Origin of the sequence: Labedella endophytica (genome assembly GCF_003990045.1) — a bacterium.
GTDB lineage: Bacteria > Actinomycetota > Actinomycetes > Actinomycetales > Microbacteriaceae > Labedella > Labedella endophytica.
Genome location: NZ_RZGZ01000003.1, coordinates 169,983 through 185,365 on the forward strand (window position 1 = coordinate 169,983; position 15,383 = coordinate 185,365).

The following is a 15,383-nucleotide window of genomic DNA, read 5'->3' on the forward strand; positions in this document are numbered from 1 at the left end:
TACTCGGATCGGTCGCGCGGGTCGTCCGCCCATTATGTCCCCCGATCGGGGGACACCGCTAGGACCAAATCGAGGATGCCTCAGTTCATCACGGCCCCACGGTGGCCGGCCCCGGGAACGGCGAAAGCGGCCACGGCATGTGCCGTGACCGCTTTCGTCAGCTGTGCGCCTCAGTGACGCTGTGTTTCCATACGTCCGTGATTACTCGGCGGCCGGCATGAGGATGCCGTCGATGAGGTAGACGGTCGCGTTGGCGGTCATGACGCCGCCGCAGATGACGTTGGCGTCGTTGACCATGAGCTCATCGCCCGAGCCGGTGACCTCGACGGTTCCGCCCTGGAGGGTGGTGTGCTCGCCCACGATGGCGTCAGGAGCGACCTGGCCCTCGACGACGTGGTAGGTGAGGATCGTCGTGAGCAGGTCGGCGTCGGTCGAGAGTGCCTCGACGGTCGCGGCGTCCACGGCGGCGAACGCGTCGTCGACCGGGGCGAAGACGGTGTACTCGCCGCTGTTCAGCGTGTCGACGAGGTTGACATCGGGGTTGAGCTCACCGGAGACGGCGGCCGTGAGCTGCGTGAGCAGCGGGTTGTTGGACGCGGCGGTCGCGACCGGGTCGAGAGCCATGCCGGCGACCGATCCGTCGCCGTCCGGGACGGACGCGGCGTAGTCGGCGCAGCCGGGTCCGACGAGGTTCGCCGCGGGGTCCATCTCCTCGGCGCTGGGGCTCGTGGACTCCTCGGTCATGGACGGCTCGCTGCTCGCGTCGTCCGAAGACGTGCCGGTGGAACAGGCTGCCAGGCCGAACGCCGCGACGGCGCTGAGGGACAGGACGGCCATGAGATTGCGCTTCTTCACTCGCATGAGAACACTCCTTGTGATTAGGACCGGCGGTGCGCCGGGTGAGGAGCCGCTGGTCTGCGACTCTCGATATGGCATTCGGAACCCCTGGGGGAGAGGATTGGGACGATTTCCGCTCTGGTTCCGCACCGCCGTCATGGAGCCCTCTTAATGCGAAGCACGGAAAAACTTCCCGGGAGTCGAGATCGACGTCGGGGGAGGCCGGGATGTCGCACGCGACCAGCCCGGGACCAACCCGTTCGCAGGAGCGCACCGAACCGGGCCTGAACGAACTCTCCTCGTCGCCCGCCCGGGTGATCCTCGTCATTCCGACCCGTCTGATGCGGCGAGAGTCGACGATCCGAGAGGTCCTCCCCATGCTCGTCCTGGACATCGCTCCGACACGTTCCTGTAACGGGCCCTCCTTAACGGGCGAGTGGATGCCGGACTTCTCGGATTTGTTTGGCATGCTTGACGCTGTGGCAAGCGAAGAGACGAGCACCGAGGCGCGAGCCCAGCAGATTCCTGCGGGCGACAGCGCTGCCGTAGAGCTCCAGCAGCTCGTCGCACGGATCGCGTCGGGGGACCAGCTCGCGTTCGGGGACTTCTACGACCGCCTCGCTCCCCGTGTGTTCGCGATCGTCCGCCGGGTGCTCGTGGACCCGTCGCAGTCCGAGGAGGTGACGCAGGAGATCTTCGTCGAGCTCTGGCAATCCGCCCCCCGGTACGCTCCGAACAAGGGTGGAGTGACCACCTGGGTCATGACGATCGCACACCGCCGGGCTGTTGACCGGGTGCGTGCCTCGCAAGCGAGCCGGGACCGGGACCTCCGTGTGGGGATCAGAGACCACACGATCGACTACGACAGCGTCTCCGAGACCGCGGAGCTCCGTTTGGAGAACCAGCGGGTGAAGAAGGCCCTGGCAAAACTCACCGACCTCCAGAAAGAGGCTGTGACGCTCGCCTACTACGGCGGCTACAGCCACAGCGAGGTCTCAGAACTGCTCGGCGTGCCCCTCGGCACGGTGAAGACACGAATACGCGACGGAATGATCCGTCTTCGAGATGAAATGGGGGTGGCATCATGAACCGCAACGACGACCCGACGTTCGACGCGAGCGTGTATGCCGCTGGAGCGCTCGACGCGGACGAGTCCGCGGCCTTCGAGGCGCTCCTGGAGTCGTCGCCCGCAGCGCGCGACGAACTCGAGTCGTTCGAGAGGGTCTCGGCCGCTCTCGGACTCGCCGTGCAGCCGGAGACCCCTCCGATGGACCTGAAGGCCTCGCTCATGGCGCGTATCGCCACGACGCCGCAGCTCCCGGTCGAGTCCCGTTCGCGGCATGCCGCTGAGTCGGATGCCGATGCGGACGACACCCATGAGCGCTCGGATGCTCCGGCGGCACCCGCCCCCGAGGAATCGCCCGTCGCGCCCGTCACGGACATCGCCTCGGCGACCGCGGGGGCGTCGGCTCAGCGGCGCGCCCAGCCGACGCCCGGTCAGATCCGCAAGGCCCAGGAACGCGCGAACCGTCGCTGGTACTCGAAGCCGCTGTCCTACGCCGTCGCCGCGGCGGCGGTCGGTGTGGTCATCGTCGGTTCGAGTCTGTTCGCCGGTGTCGTGGAGAACGGCAACCAGCTGCCTCAGGCCGTCGCTCTCGCGGAAGTCAATGCGGCATCCGACGTGCAGCGCACCACGGTCGACCTCGACGAGGAGGGCGGAACCGCCACCCTCGTGTGGTCAGAGGACCTCGGCAAGTCCGTGCTCGTCGTGAACGGACTCCCGCAGCTCCCCGACGACAAGACCTACGAGCTCTGGTACATCGGCGAGGGCGGTCCGGTCTCGGCCGGCGTCTTCGACACGGGTGCCGACGGCAACGGCTGGGGTGTCCTCGCCGGCGCGCTGTCAGGCGACGACGTCGTGGCGGTCACGATCGAGAAGTCTGGTGGCTCGGACGGCACGCCGACGACGGATCCCGTCCTCGTGGTCGAACCCGCCTGATTCGTCGTTCACGCCATGAGACCCCCGGTCGCCTCCTCCTGGAAGCGACCGGGGGTCTTCGCGTTCCCCGCGCCACCCATCCAGTAGGGCAGGGCGGCGCCTGCGCCCCGGACCGACGACGACGACGCCGCGCCTCCCGAGGGGGAGACGCGGCGTCGTGATGAGGTGACGAAGGATCAGCCGAAGCGGCCCGAGACGTAGTCCTCGGTCGCCTGGACCGAGGGCTGCGTGAAGATCGTGTTCGTGTCGTCGTACTCGATGAGCTTGCCGGGCTTGCCGGTCCCCGCGATGTTGAAGAACGCGGTGCGATCGCTCACGCGGCTCGCCTGCTGCATGTTGTGGGTCACGATGACGATCGTGTACTCCTTCTTCAGCTCCTCGATGAGGTCCTCGATGGCGAGCGTCGAGATCGGGTCGAGGGCCGAGCAGGGCTCGTCCATCAGGAGGATGTCGGGGGAGACGGCGATCGCGCGCGCGATGCAGAGGCGCTGCTGCTGACCGCCGGAGAGGCCGGAGCCCGGGCGGTCGAGACGGTCCTTGACCTCGTTCCACAGGTTCGCACCCTGCAGCGAGCTCTCGACGAGCTCGTCGGCCTCCGAACGCGACATCCGGCGGTTGTTGAGCGACACTCCGGCGAGCACGTTCTCCCGGATGGACATCGTGGGGAACGGGTTCGGTCGCTGGAACACCATGCCCACCTGGCGGCGCACGAGCACGGGGTCGACGCCGGGGCCATAGAGGTCGTCGCCGTCCACGAGCACCTGGCCTTCGACGCGGGCGCCGGGGATGACCTCGTGCATGCGGTTGAGCGTGCGGAGGAAGGTGGACTTGCCGCAACCGGACGGGCCGATGAACGCGGTGACACTGCGGGGCTCGATCGTGAGGCCCACGCCCTCCACGGCGAGGAACTTGGAGTAGTAGACGTTGAGGTCGTTGACTTCGATGCGCTTGGACACGTGTGTGGTCTTCCGGTTTCGGGTTAGCGGCTGAGCTTGGGCGAGAACGCGCGGGCGATGAAGCGTGCCAGCAGGTTGAGCGCCATGACGATCAGGATGAGGGTGAGCGCTCCGGTCCAGGCGCGGTCGAGGTAGGCCTGCGCCTCGGTTCCCTGGCTGACGTAGGAGCTGTAGACGAAGACCGGCAGGCTCTGCATGCGGCCGTCGAAGAGGTCGTAGTTCATGTTGTTCGTGTAACCGGCGGCGACGAGCAGCGGAGCGGTCTCGCCGATGACGCGGGAGATCGACAGCATGATGCCGGTCGTGAGCCCCGCGATCGACGTGGGGAGGACGACCTTGAGGACGACGAGCCACTTCGGCACGCCGAGGGCGAAGGCCGCCTCGCGGAGCTCGTTGGGCACGAGGCGCAGCATCTCCTCGCTCGAGCGCACGACCACGGGGATCATGAGCACGGCGAGGGCGATCGCGCCGGCCACGCCGAGGCGCACACCCGGTCCGAAGATGATGACGAAGAGCGTGTAGGCGAACAGACCGGCCACGATCGACGGGATGCCGGTCATGACGTCGACGAAGAACGTGATGGCCTGGGCCAGGCGGCCACGGCCGTATTCGACGAGGTAGATCGACGTCATGAGGCCGATCGGGATCGAGATGATCGCCGCGGCACCCGTCATCAGTACGGTGCCGGTGATCGCGTGGAGGGCACCGCCTCCCTCGCCGACGACGCTGCGCATCGAGTTCGTGAAGAACTGGAGGTCGAAGCGTGCGGTGCCGTTGAGGAGCACCGTCGACAGCAGCGAGATGAGGGGGAGGAGCGCGATGAGGAAGGCGAGCGTGACGAGCGTCGTCACGAGGCGGTCCTTCGCGCGTCGTGTGCCCTCGATCATGCGGGCGACCACGAAGAGCACGATCCCGTAGAGCACGACGCCGAGGAAGACGGCGGCGGCGGTGTTGAAGCCGCCCTCGGGGTCCGCCGCGGCGAAGAGCGCGAAGATGGCGAACGTGACCACGAGGGAGGCCGCGAGGATGGCCCACGGGACGAATTTCGGGAGCTTGCCGGTGGCGTAGGAGTTCGGCATCGCGCCGGCGGACTCGCCGGTCTTCGGCGGTGCGGTGATCTGGGACATCAGTTCGCTCCTGAGAAGTCTTTGCGGCGGTTCACGATGATGCGGGCGATCGTGTTCACGAGCAGGGTGATGGCGAAGAGCACGAGACCGGAGGCGATGAGCACGTTCACGTTCACGCCGTAGGCCTCGGGGAAGCTCAGGGCGATGTTCGCCGCGATCGTGCTCGGGTTGCTCGAGCTGATGAGGTTGAGCGTGATGCCGCCGGAGGCGGAGAGCACCATGGCCACGGCCATCGTCTCTCCGAGCGCACGGCCGAGGCCGAGCATCGACGCGGAGACGATACCGGCGCGGCCGAAGGGCAAGACGGCCATGCGGATCATCTCCCAGCGCGTCGCTCCGAGGGCGAGGGCCGCCTCCTCGTGGAGGACGGGGGTCTGGAGGAAGACCTCGCGGCAGATGGCCGTGATGATCGGCAGGATCATGACCGCGAGGACCACCGACGCGGTGAGGATCGTGCGGCCGGTGCCCGAGGCGGGGCCGGCGAAGAGCGGGATCCAGCCGAGGTTCTGCTCGAGCCACGTGTACAGGGGCTGGATGGCCGGTGCGAGCACGTTGCCGCCCCAGAGGCCGAAGACCACGGACGGCACCGCGGCGAGCAGGTCGATGATGTAGCCGAGGCCCTGCGCGAGACGGCGCGGAGCGTAGTGGCTGATGAAGAGAGCGATGCCGATGGCAACGGGGACCGCGAGCACGAGGGCGATGAAGGCCGCCCACACCGTACCGAAGACGAGCGGCCCGATGTACTCGACGATGTTCGCGCCGCGCAGGATCGAGATGTCGTCGGGGTCCGTCGTGACGGCCGGCACGCTCTGGATCACGAGGAACGCGGCCACCGCAGCGAGCACGGCGAGGATGAGGGAGCCGGCTACGAGCGCGCTGCCGGAGAAGAGGCGATCCCCTGGGCGCTGTTTCGCGGGTATCAGCGCGGTGGGAGCTGGAGCGGTCATGACGGGCTCTCTCGGTCGGGTCGGAGTCTCGCGTGGGACGAGGGTGTGCCCGGCGCTTCCGTGGAAGCCGCCGGACACACCCTCGAGGGTTACTACTTGATCAGCTCGATGGCCGCGGTGGCCTTGTCGAACAGGTCGGACGAGATCGGAGCGGAGCCGGCGGCGTCGGCCGCGACCTGCTGTCCCTCGTCGCTCACGATGTAGGAGAAGTACGACTTGACGAGCTCGGCGCTGGCCGGGTCCTCGTACTCCTCGCAACCGATGAGGTAGCTCACGAGGACGACGGGGTAGACGCCGGCCTCTTCGGTGGTGCGGTCGATGTCGAGGGCGAGGTCGCCCTCGCCACGGCCTTCGACGACCGGGGAGGCGTCGATGATGGCGGCAGCGGCCTCGGCGGAGTACGGCACGTACTCGTCGCCGACCTTCACCGAGACGGTGCCCAGGTCACCGGCGCGCGAGGCGTCGGCGTAGCCGATGGTGCCCGTTCCGCCCGTGACGGCGTCGAGGACGCCGGAGGTCTGCGAAGCGGCCTCGCCGCCATCGAGCGGCCAGACTCCGTCGGGCTCTTCGGTCCACACGTCGGGAGCCGCGGCGTAGAGGTACTCGGTGAAGTTCTCGGTCGTTCCCGAGTCGTCCTGACGGTGCACGGCGGTGATGGCCGTGTCGGGCAGGTCGGCGTCCGGGTTCTGCGACGCGATGGCCTCGTCGTTCCACGTGGTGATGTCGCCCGTGAAGATGCTCGCGATGGTGGACGCGTCCAGGTTGAGCGACGTGATGCCGTCGAGGTTGAAGATGACGGCGATCGGCGAGACGTAGGCGGGGATCTCGACGATCCCGTCCGTGGTGCACGCACCGAAGCCGCCGGCGGCGACCTCTTCGTCGTTGAATGCACGGTCGGAACCGGCGAAGGCCGATCCACCGGCGAGGAACGTGTCGCGACCCGCACCGGAGCCGGCCGGGTCGTACTCGACGGAGACGTCGGGGTTGGCGTCCTGGAAGGCGGCGGTCCACGCCTCCTGAGCCGACTGCTGCGACGATGCGCCGGAGCCGACGAGCGTTCCGGTGAGGTCGCTCGCGTTCTCGGAGTCGTCTCCGCCGGTGGCTCCGCCTTCGTTCGCGGCGCAGCCCGTGAGGGCGAGTGCTGCGATTGCTGTGACGGCCGCGGCGCGACCGAACGTGTTGAACTTCACAAAGTGTCCATTTCTTCGGGAGGGGTGTGGACCGGTGCATGGCCCGCCCTCACGCTAAGTGCGAGGCTTAACGAGCCTCCATCAGCTCGGTAAACAGCAGGTGAACGGCTCCTGTCCGCTCCGCGCCCGAAACGACATCGATCGGACGCTCGCCCGGTCTCCGGAGCGGTCAGGTACGCGGCTCGTGGGTCTCGATGGAGATGATGCCCGACGCCGGAGCCGTGGCCGAGACGTGCACGACCGAGAATGCCGCCGGTTCGAGATCGGCTGCACTCGCGAGGTAGGAGCCGGCCGGGGTGCCCGTCGCGAGTGCGATCTCTCGCAGGATGAGCGGGATGACCGGGCCGTGGCTGCAGAGCACGGCGGGCTTGCGAGCGGCGATGCGCTTGCCGACCACGGCCCGCACGTCCGATTCGCCGTGCTCGTAGGCGTTCTGGCTGAGGTCGTCCGTGGCCTTCGACGTGCGGCCGAGGGCCGCCGCGAGCGGGGCGACCGTCGTGATGCAGCGCGTCGCGGTGCTCGTGACGATACGGCGGGGCGCGAACGCCTGGAGGGTCGGGACGATGCCCGCCGCCTGGGTGACCCCGCGCGAGGTGAGGGGGCGCGACGCGTCGGAACCGCCCCAGTCCCCGTGGGCCGTCGCCTTCGCGTGCCGCAGGACGATGATGGGGAAGGTCGACGTGACGCCCTCGTCGACGAGCTTCTCGAAGTGGCGGAGGATCTCGACGTCCTGGTCGTAGCTCGCGTATGAGAGTGCCCTCTTCACCGTGACCCATTCGAGGGCGGCGATCTCGGCGTTCGGGACGAACGTCGACGCGCGCACGGCGGCGTCCGACACCTCCGCGGCCCAGTAGTGCACGATCTTCTCGCGATTCGAGTGCACGCGGTACTGCGCGGCCCCGAGGGGGACCCCGAGCGCGACGGAGAGACCGGTCTCCTCCTTGATCTCGCGCACGGCGGTCTGGGGGAGGGTCTCGCCCGGATCGACCTTGCCCTTCGGGATCGTGACGTCCCCGTAGGCCGTGCGGTGTACGAGGAGCACCTTGAGCTTGCCGTCGACGATGCGCCAGCAGACGGCGCCGGCGGCGTAGATCGCGGAGTGGTCGTGGGAGGTCATCGGCGCGATCGCGATCGACGGCGCGTCGCGATGCTGCGCATCACCTTCTCCTGCAGATCGACGAGCCGCTTGTCGTCCTCGTCGGTCGCGTGACGCGTCCAGACGCCCTCGGAGTCGAGGTACCAGGACATCGTGCCCTCGTCCATCGCCGAGTCGAAGAGCGACTCGATCTCCGTGAGGTGCTTCGGATCGGTGAGCCTCACGAGCGCCTCGACCCGGCGGTCGAGGTTGCGGTGCATCATGTCGGCGCTGCCGATGTAGGTCTTCGGGTCGCCGTCGCCGGCGAAGCTGAAGATGCGCGAGTGCTCGAGGTAACGGCCGAGGATCGAGCGCACCCGGATCGTGTCGCTCATCCCCGGGACCCCGGGCTTCAGGGCACAGATCCCGCGCACCCAGATGTCGATCGGCACACCCGCCTGGCTCGCGCGATAGAGGCCGTCGATGATCGCCTCGTCGACGATCGAGTTGACCTTGATGCGGATCCCGGACGGGCGCCCGGCCTCGGCATTGCGCCGCTCCGCGTCGATCGCCTTGAGGAGCCCCTTCCGCAGGTGCAGCGGGGCCACGAGCAGTCGCTTGAACTTCTTCTCGATCGCGTACCCCGACAGCTCGTTGAAGAGTCGGGTGAGGTCCTTGCCCACCTGGTCGTCGGCGGTGAAGAGACCGAAGTCCTCGTAGATGCGGCTCGTCTTCGGGTTGTAGTTGCCCGTTCCGATGTGGGAGTAGTGGCGGAGGGTGTTGCCCTCCTGCCGGATCACGAGGGCGAGCTTGCAGTGGGTCTTGAGGCCCACGAGACCGTAGACCACGTGCACGCCGGCCTTCTCGAGTTTGCGCGCCCACGTGATGTTGTTCTGTTCGTCGAAGCGCGCCTTGATCTCGACGAGCGCTAGCACCTGCTTGCCTGCCTCGGCGGCGTCGATGAGAGCCTCGATGATGGGCGAGTCGCCGGACGTGCGATAGAGGGTCTGCTTGATGGCGAGGACGTGGGGGTCGGCGGCGGCCTGCTCGAGGAACGCCTGGACGCTCGTGGCGAAGGACTCGTAGGGGTGGTGCACGAGGACGTCGCCAGCCGAGATCGACGAGAAGATGTCCGCCTTGCCGTTGGGCTCGCTCGGCTGCAGCTGCACGGCCGTCGACGGCACGTGCTTCGGGTAGCGCAGATCGGGACGATCGAGGCTCCCGAGGGAGAAGAGCCCGCCCAGGTCGAGGGGAGCGGGGAGGCGGTAGACCTCGCGGTCGGTGATGTCGAGCTCGCGCACGAGCAGACCGAGCGTGACGTCGTCCATGTCGTCGGTGATCTCGAGGCGGATGGGCGGACCGAACCGGCGGCGCAGCAGTTCACGCTCGAGCGCTTGGATGAGGTTCTCGGCCTCGTCCTCCTCGATCTCGACGTCCTCGTTGCGGGTCACTCGGAAGACGTGGTGCTCGATGACCTCCATGCCGGGGAAGAGGTAGTCGAGGTGGTTGGCGATGAGGTCCTCGAGCGTGATGTAGCGGACGCGCTCGGGCTCGGTCGCCGTGTCGACCGCGACGAAGCGCGGCAGCATCTGCGGCACCTTGAGGCGCGCGAACTCCTCACGGCCCGTCTTGGTGTTCCGCACGCGGATCGAGAGATTGAGGGAGAGCCCGGAGATGTACGGGAACGGGTGCGCCGGGTCCACCGCGAGCGGCATGAGGACCGGGAAGATCTGCAGGGAGAAGTAATCCCCGAGGTTGCTCTTGACCTCGTCGTCGAGGCTGTCCCACGTGACGACGGTCACGCCGGCGTCGTTGAGCGCGGGGGCCACGAGGTCGTGCCAGACGGCGGCGTGCCGCGACTGGAGCTCGTGCGCCGCCTGGAGGATGTCCGCGAGCGCCTCGCTCGGCGACCGGCCGTTGTTGGTCGGCACGGCGATGCCGGTCGCGATCCGGCGCTTCAGCCCGGCGACGCGCACCATGAAGAACTCGTCGAGGTTTGACGCGAAGATCGCCAGGAAGTTCGACCGCTCCAGCGTGGGGAGCGACGGGTCCTCGGCGAGTTCGAGGACCCGCTTGTTGAATGCGAGCCAACTGAGTTCGCGATCGAGGTACCGGTGGTCCGGAAGGGCGGGATCGTCCTGCTCGAAGACGGGGTCGAAGTCGTCGTCGTCGCGGTCGAGTCCTGCATCGGTGGCGAATGTCTCGGGAACCATCCCCACATCTTGTCACCAGCGCCCGACCGGTTTCGACCGAGTCGGTGAACTTCGTCTTAACGGGCCGGCGCCGAGGGGTCGCGACGGTACTGGACGTCGACCGTGTGGTCGGTGAATCCGATCGATCGGTAGAGGTGTGTCGCCGGTTCGTTGTCCGACTCCACGTACAGGGCGGCGGTCTCGACTCCTGACGCCTCGAGCCGATCGAGTCCGGCCCGCATGAGCTCGCGGCCGATGCCCGCTCCCGCGCGATCCGGGTGCACGCCCACCGCGTAGACCTCCCCGATCCCGTCCTCCACCTTGAGCCAGATGGAGCCGACGAGTCGTCCGTCCGGGTCACGGGCCAGGAGGAGATCGTCGGCGGAGAACCACGACTCGGCCTCTCGGGCGCGGACGTCGTCCGCCGTGAGGCGGCCCTGTTCCGGGTGATCCGCGAAGGCGATGGCGTTGAGGGCGACCCAGTCGTCCTCGTCACGGCCCGGCACGAAGGCCGAGATCTCGAGGTCCCCCCGGGGCGCTCCGGTCGACGGCACACGCGCCGCGAGCGGCATGCGGAGTTGGAGGAGGGTGCGCACACGGGCGAAGCCGTGCCGCGCCGCGAGAGCGCCCGCGGCCGGGTGATCGCCGTGGGCCCACGCGGAGAGGGCGGGAGGGGCGCTGCCGACGAGGGCGCCGAGGGCCGCGTCGCCGTACCCGTACGAGCGCCACTCGGGGTCGATCGTGAACTCCAGCTCGCCCTGACCGAGGATCGCAGCCCCGATGACGGTCTCGGAATCGTCGTCGTCACTCGGGACGATCGCCGTGATGAGGGTGCGGGAGCCGGTGCGCGCATCCAGCCGGGCCTGGTCGTTGAACGGCGGCTGACCGTCCACGGCGATCGCGCGCCGCACGAGCGTACCGACGGTCTCGTCGACGTCGGGATCGTTCAGATCACGAACTCGGAGTCGGAGCCTGCGCATTGTCGTCCTCGTAGACGTTGAACCGGTAGCCGACGTTGCGGACGGTGCCGATGAGCTGCTCGAGGTCGCCGAGCTTGGCGCGGAGGCGGCGCACGTGCACGTCGACCGTGCGCGTCCCTCCGAAGTAGTCGTACCCCCACACCTCGCTGAGCAGTTGTTCACGTGTGAACACGCGGGACGGGTGGGTCGCGAGGAACCGCAGCAGCTCGAACTCCTTGAAGGTGAGGTCGAGGGGGCGACCCTGCACCTTCGCCGAGTAGCTCGCCTCGTCGATCACGACGCCGGAGGTCTGGATCTTGCTCGCCGATTGCTCCTGGGCCTGTCGGCCGATGGCGAGGCGGATGCGCGCGTCGACCTCGGCGGGTCCCGCCGTGTCGAGCACGACGTCGTCGACGCCCCAGTCGGCGCTCACCGCGGTGAGCCCTCCCTCCGTGAGGATGAGGAGGAGGGGGACGGCGATACCCGTCGTGGTCAGGATCTTGCACAGGGACTTCGCCGCTGCGAGGTCGCGTCGCGCGTCGACCATGATGAGGTCGCTGCCGGGAGCGTTCACGAGCTGGGCCGGCTGAGCCGGGATCTGACGCACGCGATGGCTGAGCAGACCGAGCGACGGGAGCACCTCCGCGCCAGCCGTCGATGTCAGGATGAGTAGCTGCGCCAAGCGTGTCCTCCGGGTCGTGACTGCGACAATACTACGCCAGTGGTCACGCCGTGCCCCGCCGTCGGGCATCATGGAGGCATGAGCGAGCCGATACGCGAGGTGCAGGACAGGTCGTGGGTCGGTGTCGTCTCCGTCTGGATCGCGGCCGTCGTCGCCGCCGTCGTGGTCGGCGTGTTCACCCCCGATGACGATCGGTTCGCGTGGCTCGGGGTCGCGCTCGCCGGGAGCGTTCTGCTGACCTTCGGCATCCAGCTCGCGGGAGGCGTCACCGCCGGGTATCTCACGCGCGTAGCGATCAGCGTGGCCGGAGCCGTCCTCGTGCTCGTCCTCTGCTCGGTCGTCATCGGAATCGCCTCCCTCTTCACGATCTGACGGGTAGACTCGACGCATGCTCGCGCTCGAACTCTTCTACCTCGGCCTCCTCGGACTCGCCAGCCTCGCGATCGCGTTCGTGGCGGGCGTCGTCGTATACAACCTGTACCGCGGCCAGCGCTGATCGCCCGCGCATCGTGATCGAGATCCCGGTCGACCTCCCGTCCGAGCTCGTCCCGCTGTCGTGGCTCATCGGCGTCTGGGAGGGTGCGGGCAACGTCGAATACCAGCTCGGCGACGACACGGTCTCGCAGCGGTTCGGTCAGCGCGTGTCGTTCAGCCATGACGGCCTCCCGTACCTCAACTACACGTCGTTCTCGTGGCTCGACGACGAGCACAGCACCCCACTCGCCGCCGAGAGCGGCTACTGGCGCCTGCACCGCTCCCAGCTCGAGGGTGATCCCGGACCGGCCATGCTGCCGCCGACGGCTCCGCGCCCGTTCACAACGGCCCAGTCGGTCGAGACCCTCCGCAATTCGGACGGCGGCTTCGACCTCGAGGTCGCGCTCGTCCACCCGGGCGGCGTGAGCGAGTTGTACCTCGGACAGATCAAGGGACCGCGGGTGGATCTCGCGACGGACGCCGTCATGCGCACGGCGGGCTCGAAGCCGTACGCCGCGGCGACCCGGCTGTACGGGCTCGTCGAGAACGATCTCCTGTGGGCCTGGGACATCGCCGCGCTCGGCCAGGATCTGCGCACCCACGCGTCCGCCCGCCTCGCGAAGGTCGACTGATGACCGCGATCGACGCCGACGTGTCGCCGTTCGCCGCCCTCGACGGTGCCGTCCTGCCGGAGGAAGCCGGCGCTACGAGCGACGCGCGCCTCGTCCCGCTCCACTACGGCGACCCGTTCCGCGAGCAGCGCGAGCTCGAGGCGGGTCGAGCCCTGGTCGACGCGTCGGACCTCGGCGTGGTGTCCCTCGACGGTGAGGACCGTCTTCAGCTGCTGCACGCCCTCACATCGCAGGACCTCCGACACATCGCCCCAGGGGCCTCGGCCGAGACCCTCGTCCTCGATCCGCAGGGTCGGGTCGAGTTCGCGGCCCGTGTCGTGGACGACGGACGCACCTCCTGGTTGATCGTCGATCCCGGGCTCGCCGCCCCGCTCGCCGCGTTCCTCGACCGCATGCGGTTCATGCTGCGCGTCGAGGTCGCCGACCGGTCGGTCGACGTCGCGGTGATCGCGTCCGCTGCGGAGCTGGACGGGCTCCCCGTCTTCGCGCCGGAGGGCATCCCCGTGGTCTGGCGAGACCCCTGGGCGGCCGTCGCCGCCGGCGGTTGGCAGTACGCGGAGGGTACCCACCCCGGTTCCGAGCGGACCTGGTTCGAGTCCATCGTGTCGCGAGACCGGCTCGACGAGGTCGTCGCGATGATCCGCTCCGCCCGGATCGGCGTCGCGGGTTCGCTCGCGGCCGAGGCCTTGCGGATCGCCGCGTGGCGCCCGCGTCAGGCTTTCGACGCCGACGAGCGCACGATCCCGCACGAGCTCGACTGGCTCCGCACCGCCGTGCACCTCGACAAGGGCTGCTACCGCGGACAGGAGACGGTCGCCAAGGTGCACAACCTCGGGCGGCCGCCTCGGCGGATCGTCATGCTCCACCTCGACGGCAGCGACGCGGTGCTCCCGGCGCACGGTTCCGTGATCACCGCAGAGAAGGACGGGGAGGCCCGCGAGGTCGGTCTCGTCACGTCCTCCGCGATCCACCACGACCTCGGTCCGATCGCGCTCGCCGTGATCAAGCGAGCGGTTCCCGCGGACGTCCCGCTCTCCGTCCTGGTCGGCGACACGGTGGTCGCCGCGGCTCAGCAGGCGATCGTTCCCCCGGGTGCCGGCGCCACGGCGGACGTCCCCCGGCTTCCGCGCCTCGGCCGCGGCTGACCTCATGACCGCGCCCTCCGGAGCGGGCGGCGAGCCACGACCCGCCGGGTCCGCGCAGCGCCCCGCGCGCCGCCTCCCCGTCCTGGCGAGCCTCTCCCTCCACCGGGTGTCCACGTCGGCTCCGGCGATCCTGCAGATCACGGTGGCGGCGATCGTCGCCTACCTGATCGCCCACGAGGTGCTCGGCCACGAGGTGCCGCTCCTCGCCGTCACCGTCTCCCTGTCGAGCCTCGGCTTCGTCCGCGACGCGCGGCCCGCCCGCGTGCTCGAGACGGCTGTCGGGATGACTCTCGGCATCGCCGTGGCCGAAGCGGTCGTGCTGACGTTCGGCCAGGGGATCGTCCAGCTCGCCGTGGTCCTCGCGGCGACCCTGGTGATCGCGCGACTGCTGTCGCCCGCCGCCGCGTTCGCGATCGCCGCGGCCATCCAGTCGGTCCTCGTGTCGCTCCTCCCCGCGCCGGACGGCGGACCCTTCGTGCGGGTCGTCGACGGCGTCATCGGAGGGCTCGTGGCGCTCGCGGCCACCGCCCTGATCCCGCGGGACCCGCGTCGGGCGGCCATCCGCGAGGCCCGTGCCCTGTTCACCGAGTTCGAGGCCGTCACGGGCTCGCTCGTCTCCGCTCTGCGCTTCGGCGACCACGACGAGTCGGAGCGCGCCCTCGGGCGTGCCAGGGGGACCCAGCCCCTGCTCGACGCCTGGCAGTCCTCCCTCGAGTCGTCCCGGGCGATCGTGCGGGTGTCCCCGCTCGTCCGACGCCATCGAGGTGAGCTCGACCGTCAGGCCGTGATCTTCGCCGGTATGGACCTCGCCACCCGTAATCTGCGGGTCATCGCTCGCCGCCTCGACTTCGTCGGGCGAGACGGGCGGCGACGACCGGCGATGGCCGACCTCCTCGGCCGCATCCGCGGTGCCGTGTCCCTGCTCTCGGCGAGCCTCGACGACATCGAGCAGCTGCCGGTCGCTCGACGGACGCTCGAGGAGCTCGCTCGTCATCTGCGCCCTGAGGAGGTCCTCGGGAACGATGCCCCCGTATCCGAGCAGGCCCTCGTGATCGCGGTCAGGCCCCTCGTCGTGGACCTGCTCGTCGCCACGGGGATGCCGGTCGGCGACGCTCAGGACCTGCTTCCGGCCACCTGAGCACCGGGCGCGGCCGGGCCCGGAGCGGCA

General features: G+C 69.0%; 15 protein-coding genes. 6 read left to right on the forward strand and 9 right to left on the reverse strand.

Annotated elements, in window-relative coordinates; translation table 11 throughout:
- Positions 1-201: 201 nt before the first annotated feature.
- Positions 202-861, reverse strand: coding sequence for a fasciclin domain-containing protein (locus ELQ94_RS11795; protein WP_127050563.1), 660 nt, complete (start codon positions 859-861; stop codon positions 202-204).
- Between the two features lie 353 nt (positions 862-1,214).
- Between ELQ94_RS11795 and ELQ94_RS11800 the strand changes: the two genes are divergently transcribed.
- Positions 1,215-1,925, forward strand: coding sequence for a sigma-70 family RNA polymerase sigma factor (locus tag ELQ94_RS11800; RefSeq protein ID WP_341807732.1), 711 nt, complete (start codon positions 1,215-1,217; stop codon positions 1,923-1,925).
- On the forward strand, positions 1,922-2,836 hold the full coding sequence (locus ELQ94_RS11805; RefSeq protein WP_127050564.1) for an anti-sigma factor: 915 nt from the start codon (positions 1,922-1,924) through the stop codon (positions 2,834-2,836). Before ELQ94_RS11800 ends, ELQ94_RS11805 begins: the two co-directional genes overlap by 4 nt.
- A gap of 176 nt (positions 2,837-3,012) precedes the next feature.
- Here ELQ94_RS11805 and pstB read toward each other — a convergent pair whose 3' ends face one another.
- The 8 genes from pstB to ELQ94_RS11845 all read right to left on the reverse strand — a co-directional run bounded on the left by pstB (position 3,013) and on the right by ELQ94_RS11845 (position 11,964).
- Complete coding sequence (gene pstB / locus ELQ94_RS11810) at positions 3,013-3,792, reverse strand: phosphate ABC transporter ATP-binding protein PstB (RefSeq protein WP_127050565.1); 780 nt, start codon at positions 3,790-3,792, stop codon at positions 3,013-3,015.
- A 23-nt stretch (positions 3,793-3,815) separates the two neighbouring features.
- Complete coding sequence (gene pstA, locus ELQ94_RS11815) at positions 3,816-4,919, reverse strand: phosphate ABC transporter permease PstA (protein WP_127050566.1); 1,104 nt, start codon at positions 4,917-4,919, stop codon at positions 3,816-3,818.
- Positions 4,919-5,866, reverse strand: a complete 948-nt coding sequence (gene pstC / locus ELQ94_RS11820) for a phosphate ABC transporter permease subunit PstC (RefSeq protein WP_127050567.1) — start codon at positions 5,864-5,866, stop codon at positions 4,919-4,921. The genes pstA and pstC overlap by 1 nt, the downstream gene beginning before the upstream one ends.
- A 92-nt stretch (positions 5,867-5,958) precedes the next feature.
- Positions 5,959-7,056: a phosphate ABC transporter substrate-binding protein PstS gene (locus ELQ94_RS11825; protein WP_127050568.1), complete on the reverse strand. Its 1,098-nt coding sequence runs from the start codon at positions 7,054-7,056 to the stop codon at positions 5,959-5,961.
- A gap of 169 nt (positions 7,057-7,225) precedes the next feature.
- A complete protein-coding gene (locus ELQ94_RS11830; protein ID WP_127050569.1) occupies positions 7,226-8,173 on the reverse strand; it encodes an NUDIX hydrolase in 948 nt (315 codons plus the stop codon).
- Positions 8,170-10,344 carry an RNA degradosome polyphosphate kinase gene (locus ELQ94_RS11835; protein WP_127050570.1) on the reverse strand — a complete coding sequence of 725 codons (2,175 nt, stop codon included), beginning with the start codon at positions 10,342-10,344 and terminating at the stop codon, positions 8,170-8,172. Before ELQ94_RS11835 ends, ELQ94_RS11830 begins: the two co-directional genes overlap by 4 nt.
- Before the next feature lie 56 nt (positions 10,345-10,400).
- The gene (gene mshD / locus ELQ94_RS11840; RefSeq protein ID WP_127050571.1) at positions 10,401-11,303 is read right to left on the reverse strand and encodes a mycothiol synthase; all 903 of its coding nucleotides are present in this window, start codon (positions 11,301-11,303) and stop codon (positions 10,401-10,403) included.
- The gene (locus ELQ94_RS11845) at positions 11,275-11,964 is read right to left on the reverse strand and encodes a response regulator transcription factor (protein ID WP_208007669.1); all 690 of its coding nucleotides are present in this window, start codon (positions 11,962-11,964) and stop codon (positions 11,275-11,277) included. The genes mshD and ELQ94_RS11845 overlap by 29 nt, the downstream gene beginning before the upstream one ends.
- Before the next feature lie 78 nt (positions 11,965-12,042).
- Between ELQ94_RS11845 and ELQ94_RS11850 the strand changes: the two genes are divergently transcribed.
- The 4 genes from ELQ94_RS11850 (at position 12,043) to ELQ94_RS11865 (ending at position 15,353) form a co-directional block, all read left to right on the forward strand.
- Complete coding sequence (locus tag ELQ94_RS11850) at positions 12,043-12,336, forward strand: hypothetical protein (protein ID WP_127050572.1); 294 nt, start codon at positions 12,043-12,045, stop codon at positions 12,334-12,336.
- Positions 12,337-12,473: 137 nt separating this feature from the next.
- Positions 12,474-13,070, forward strand: coding sequence for a heme-binding beta-barrel domain-containing protein (locus tag ELQ94_RS11855; protein WP_127050573.1), 597 nt, complete (start codon positions 12,474-12,476; stop codon positions 13,068-13,070).
- Positions 13,070-14,215 (forward strand): CAF17-like 4Fe-4S cluster assembly/insertion protein YgfZ, encoded by a 1,146-nt coding sequence (ygfZ, locus tag ELQ94_RS11860; protein WP_127050574.1) that lies wholly within the window; start codon positions 13,070-13,072, stop codon positions 14,213-14,215. Before ELQ94_RS11855 ends, ygfZ begins: the two co-directional genes overlap by 1 nt.
- 4 nt (positions 14,216-14,219) lie before the next feature.
- Complete coding sequence (locus ELQ94_RS11865; RefSeq protein WP_243696995.1) at positions 14,220-15,353, forward strand: FUSC family protein; 1,134 nt, start codon at positions 14,220-14,222, stop codon at positions 15,351-15,353.
- Positions 15,354-15,383 lie beyond the last annotated feature (30 nt).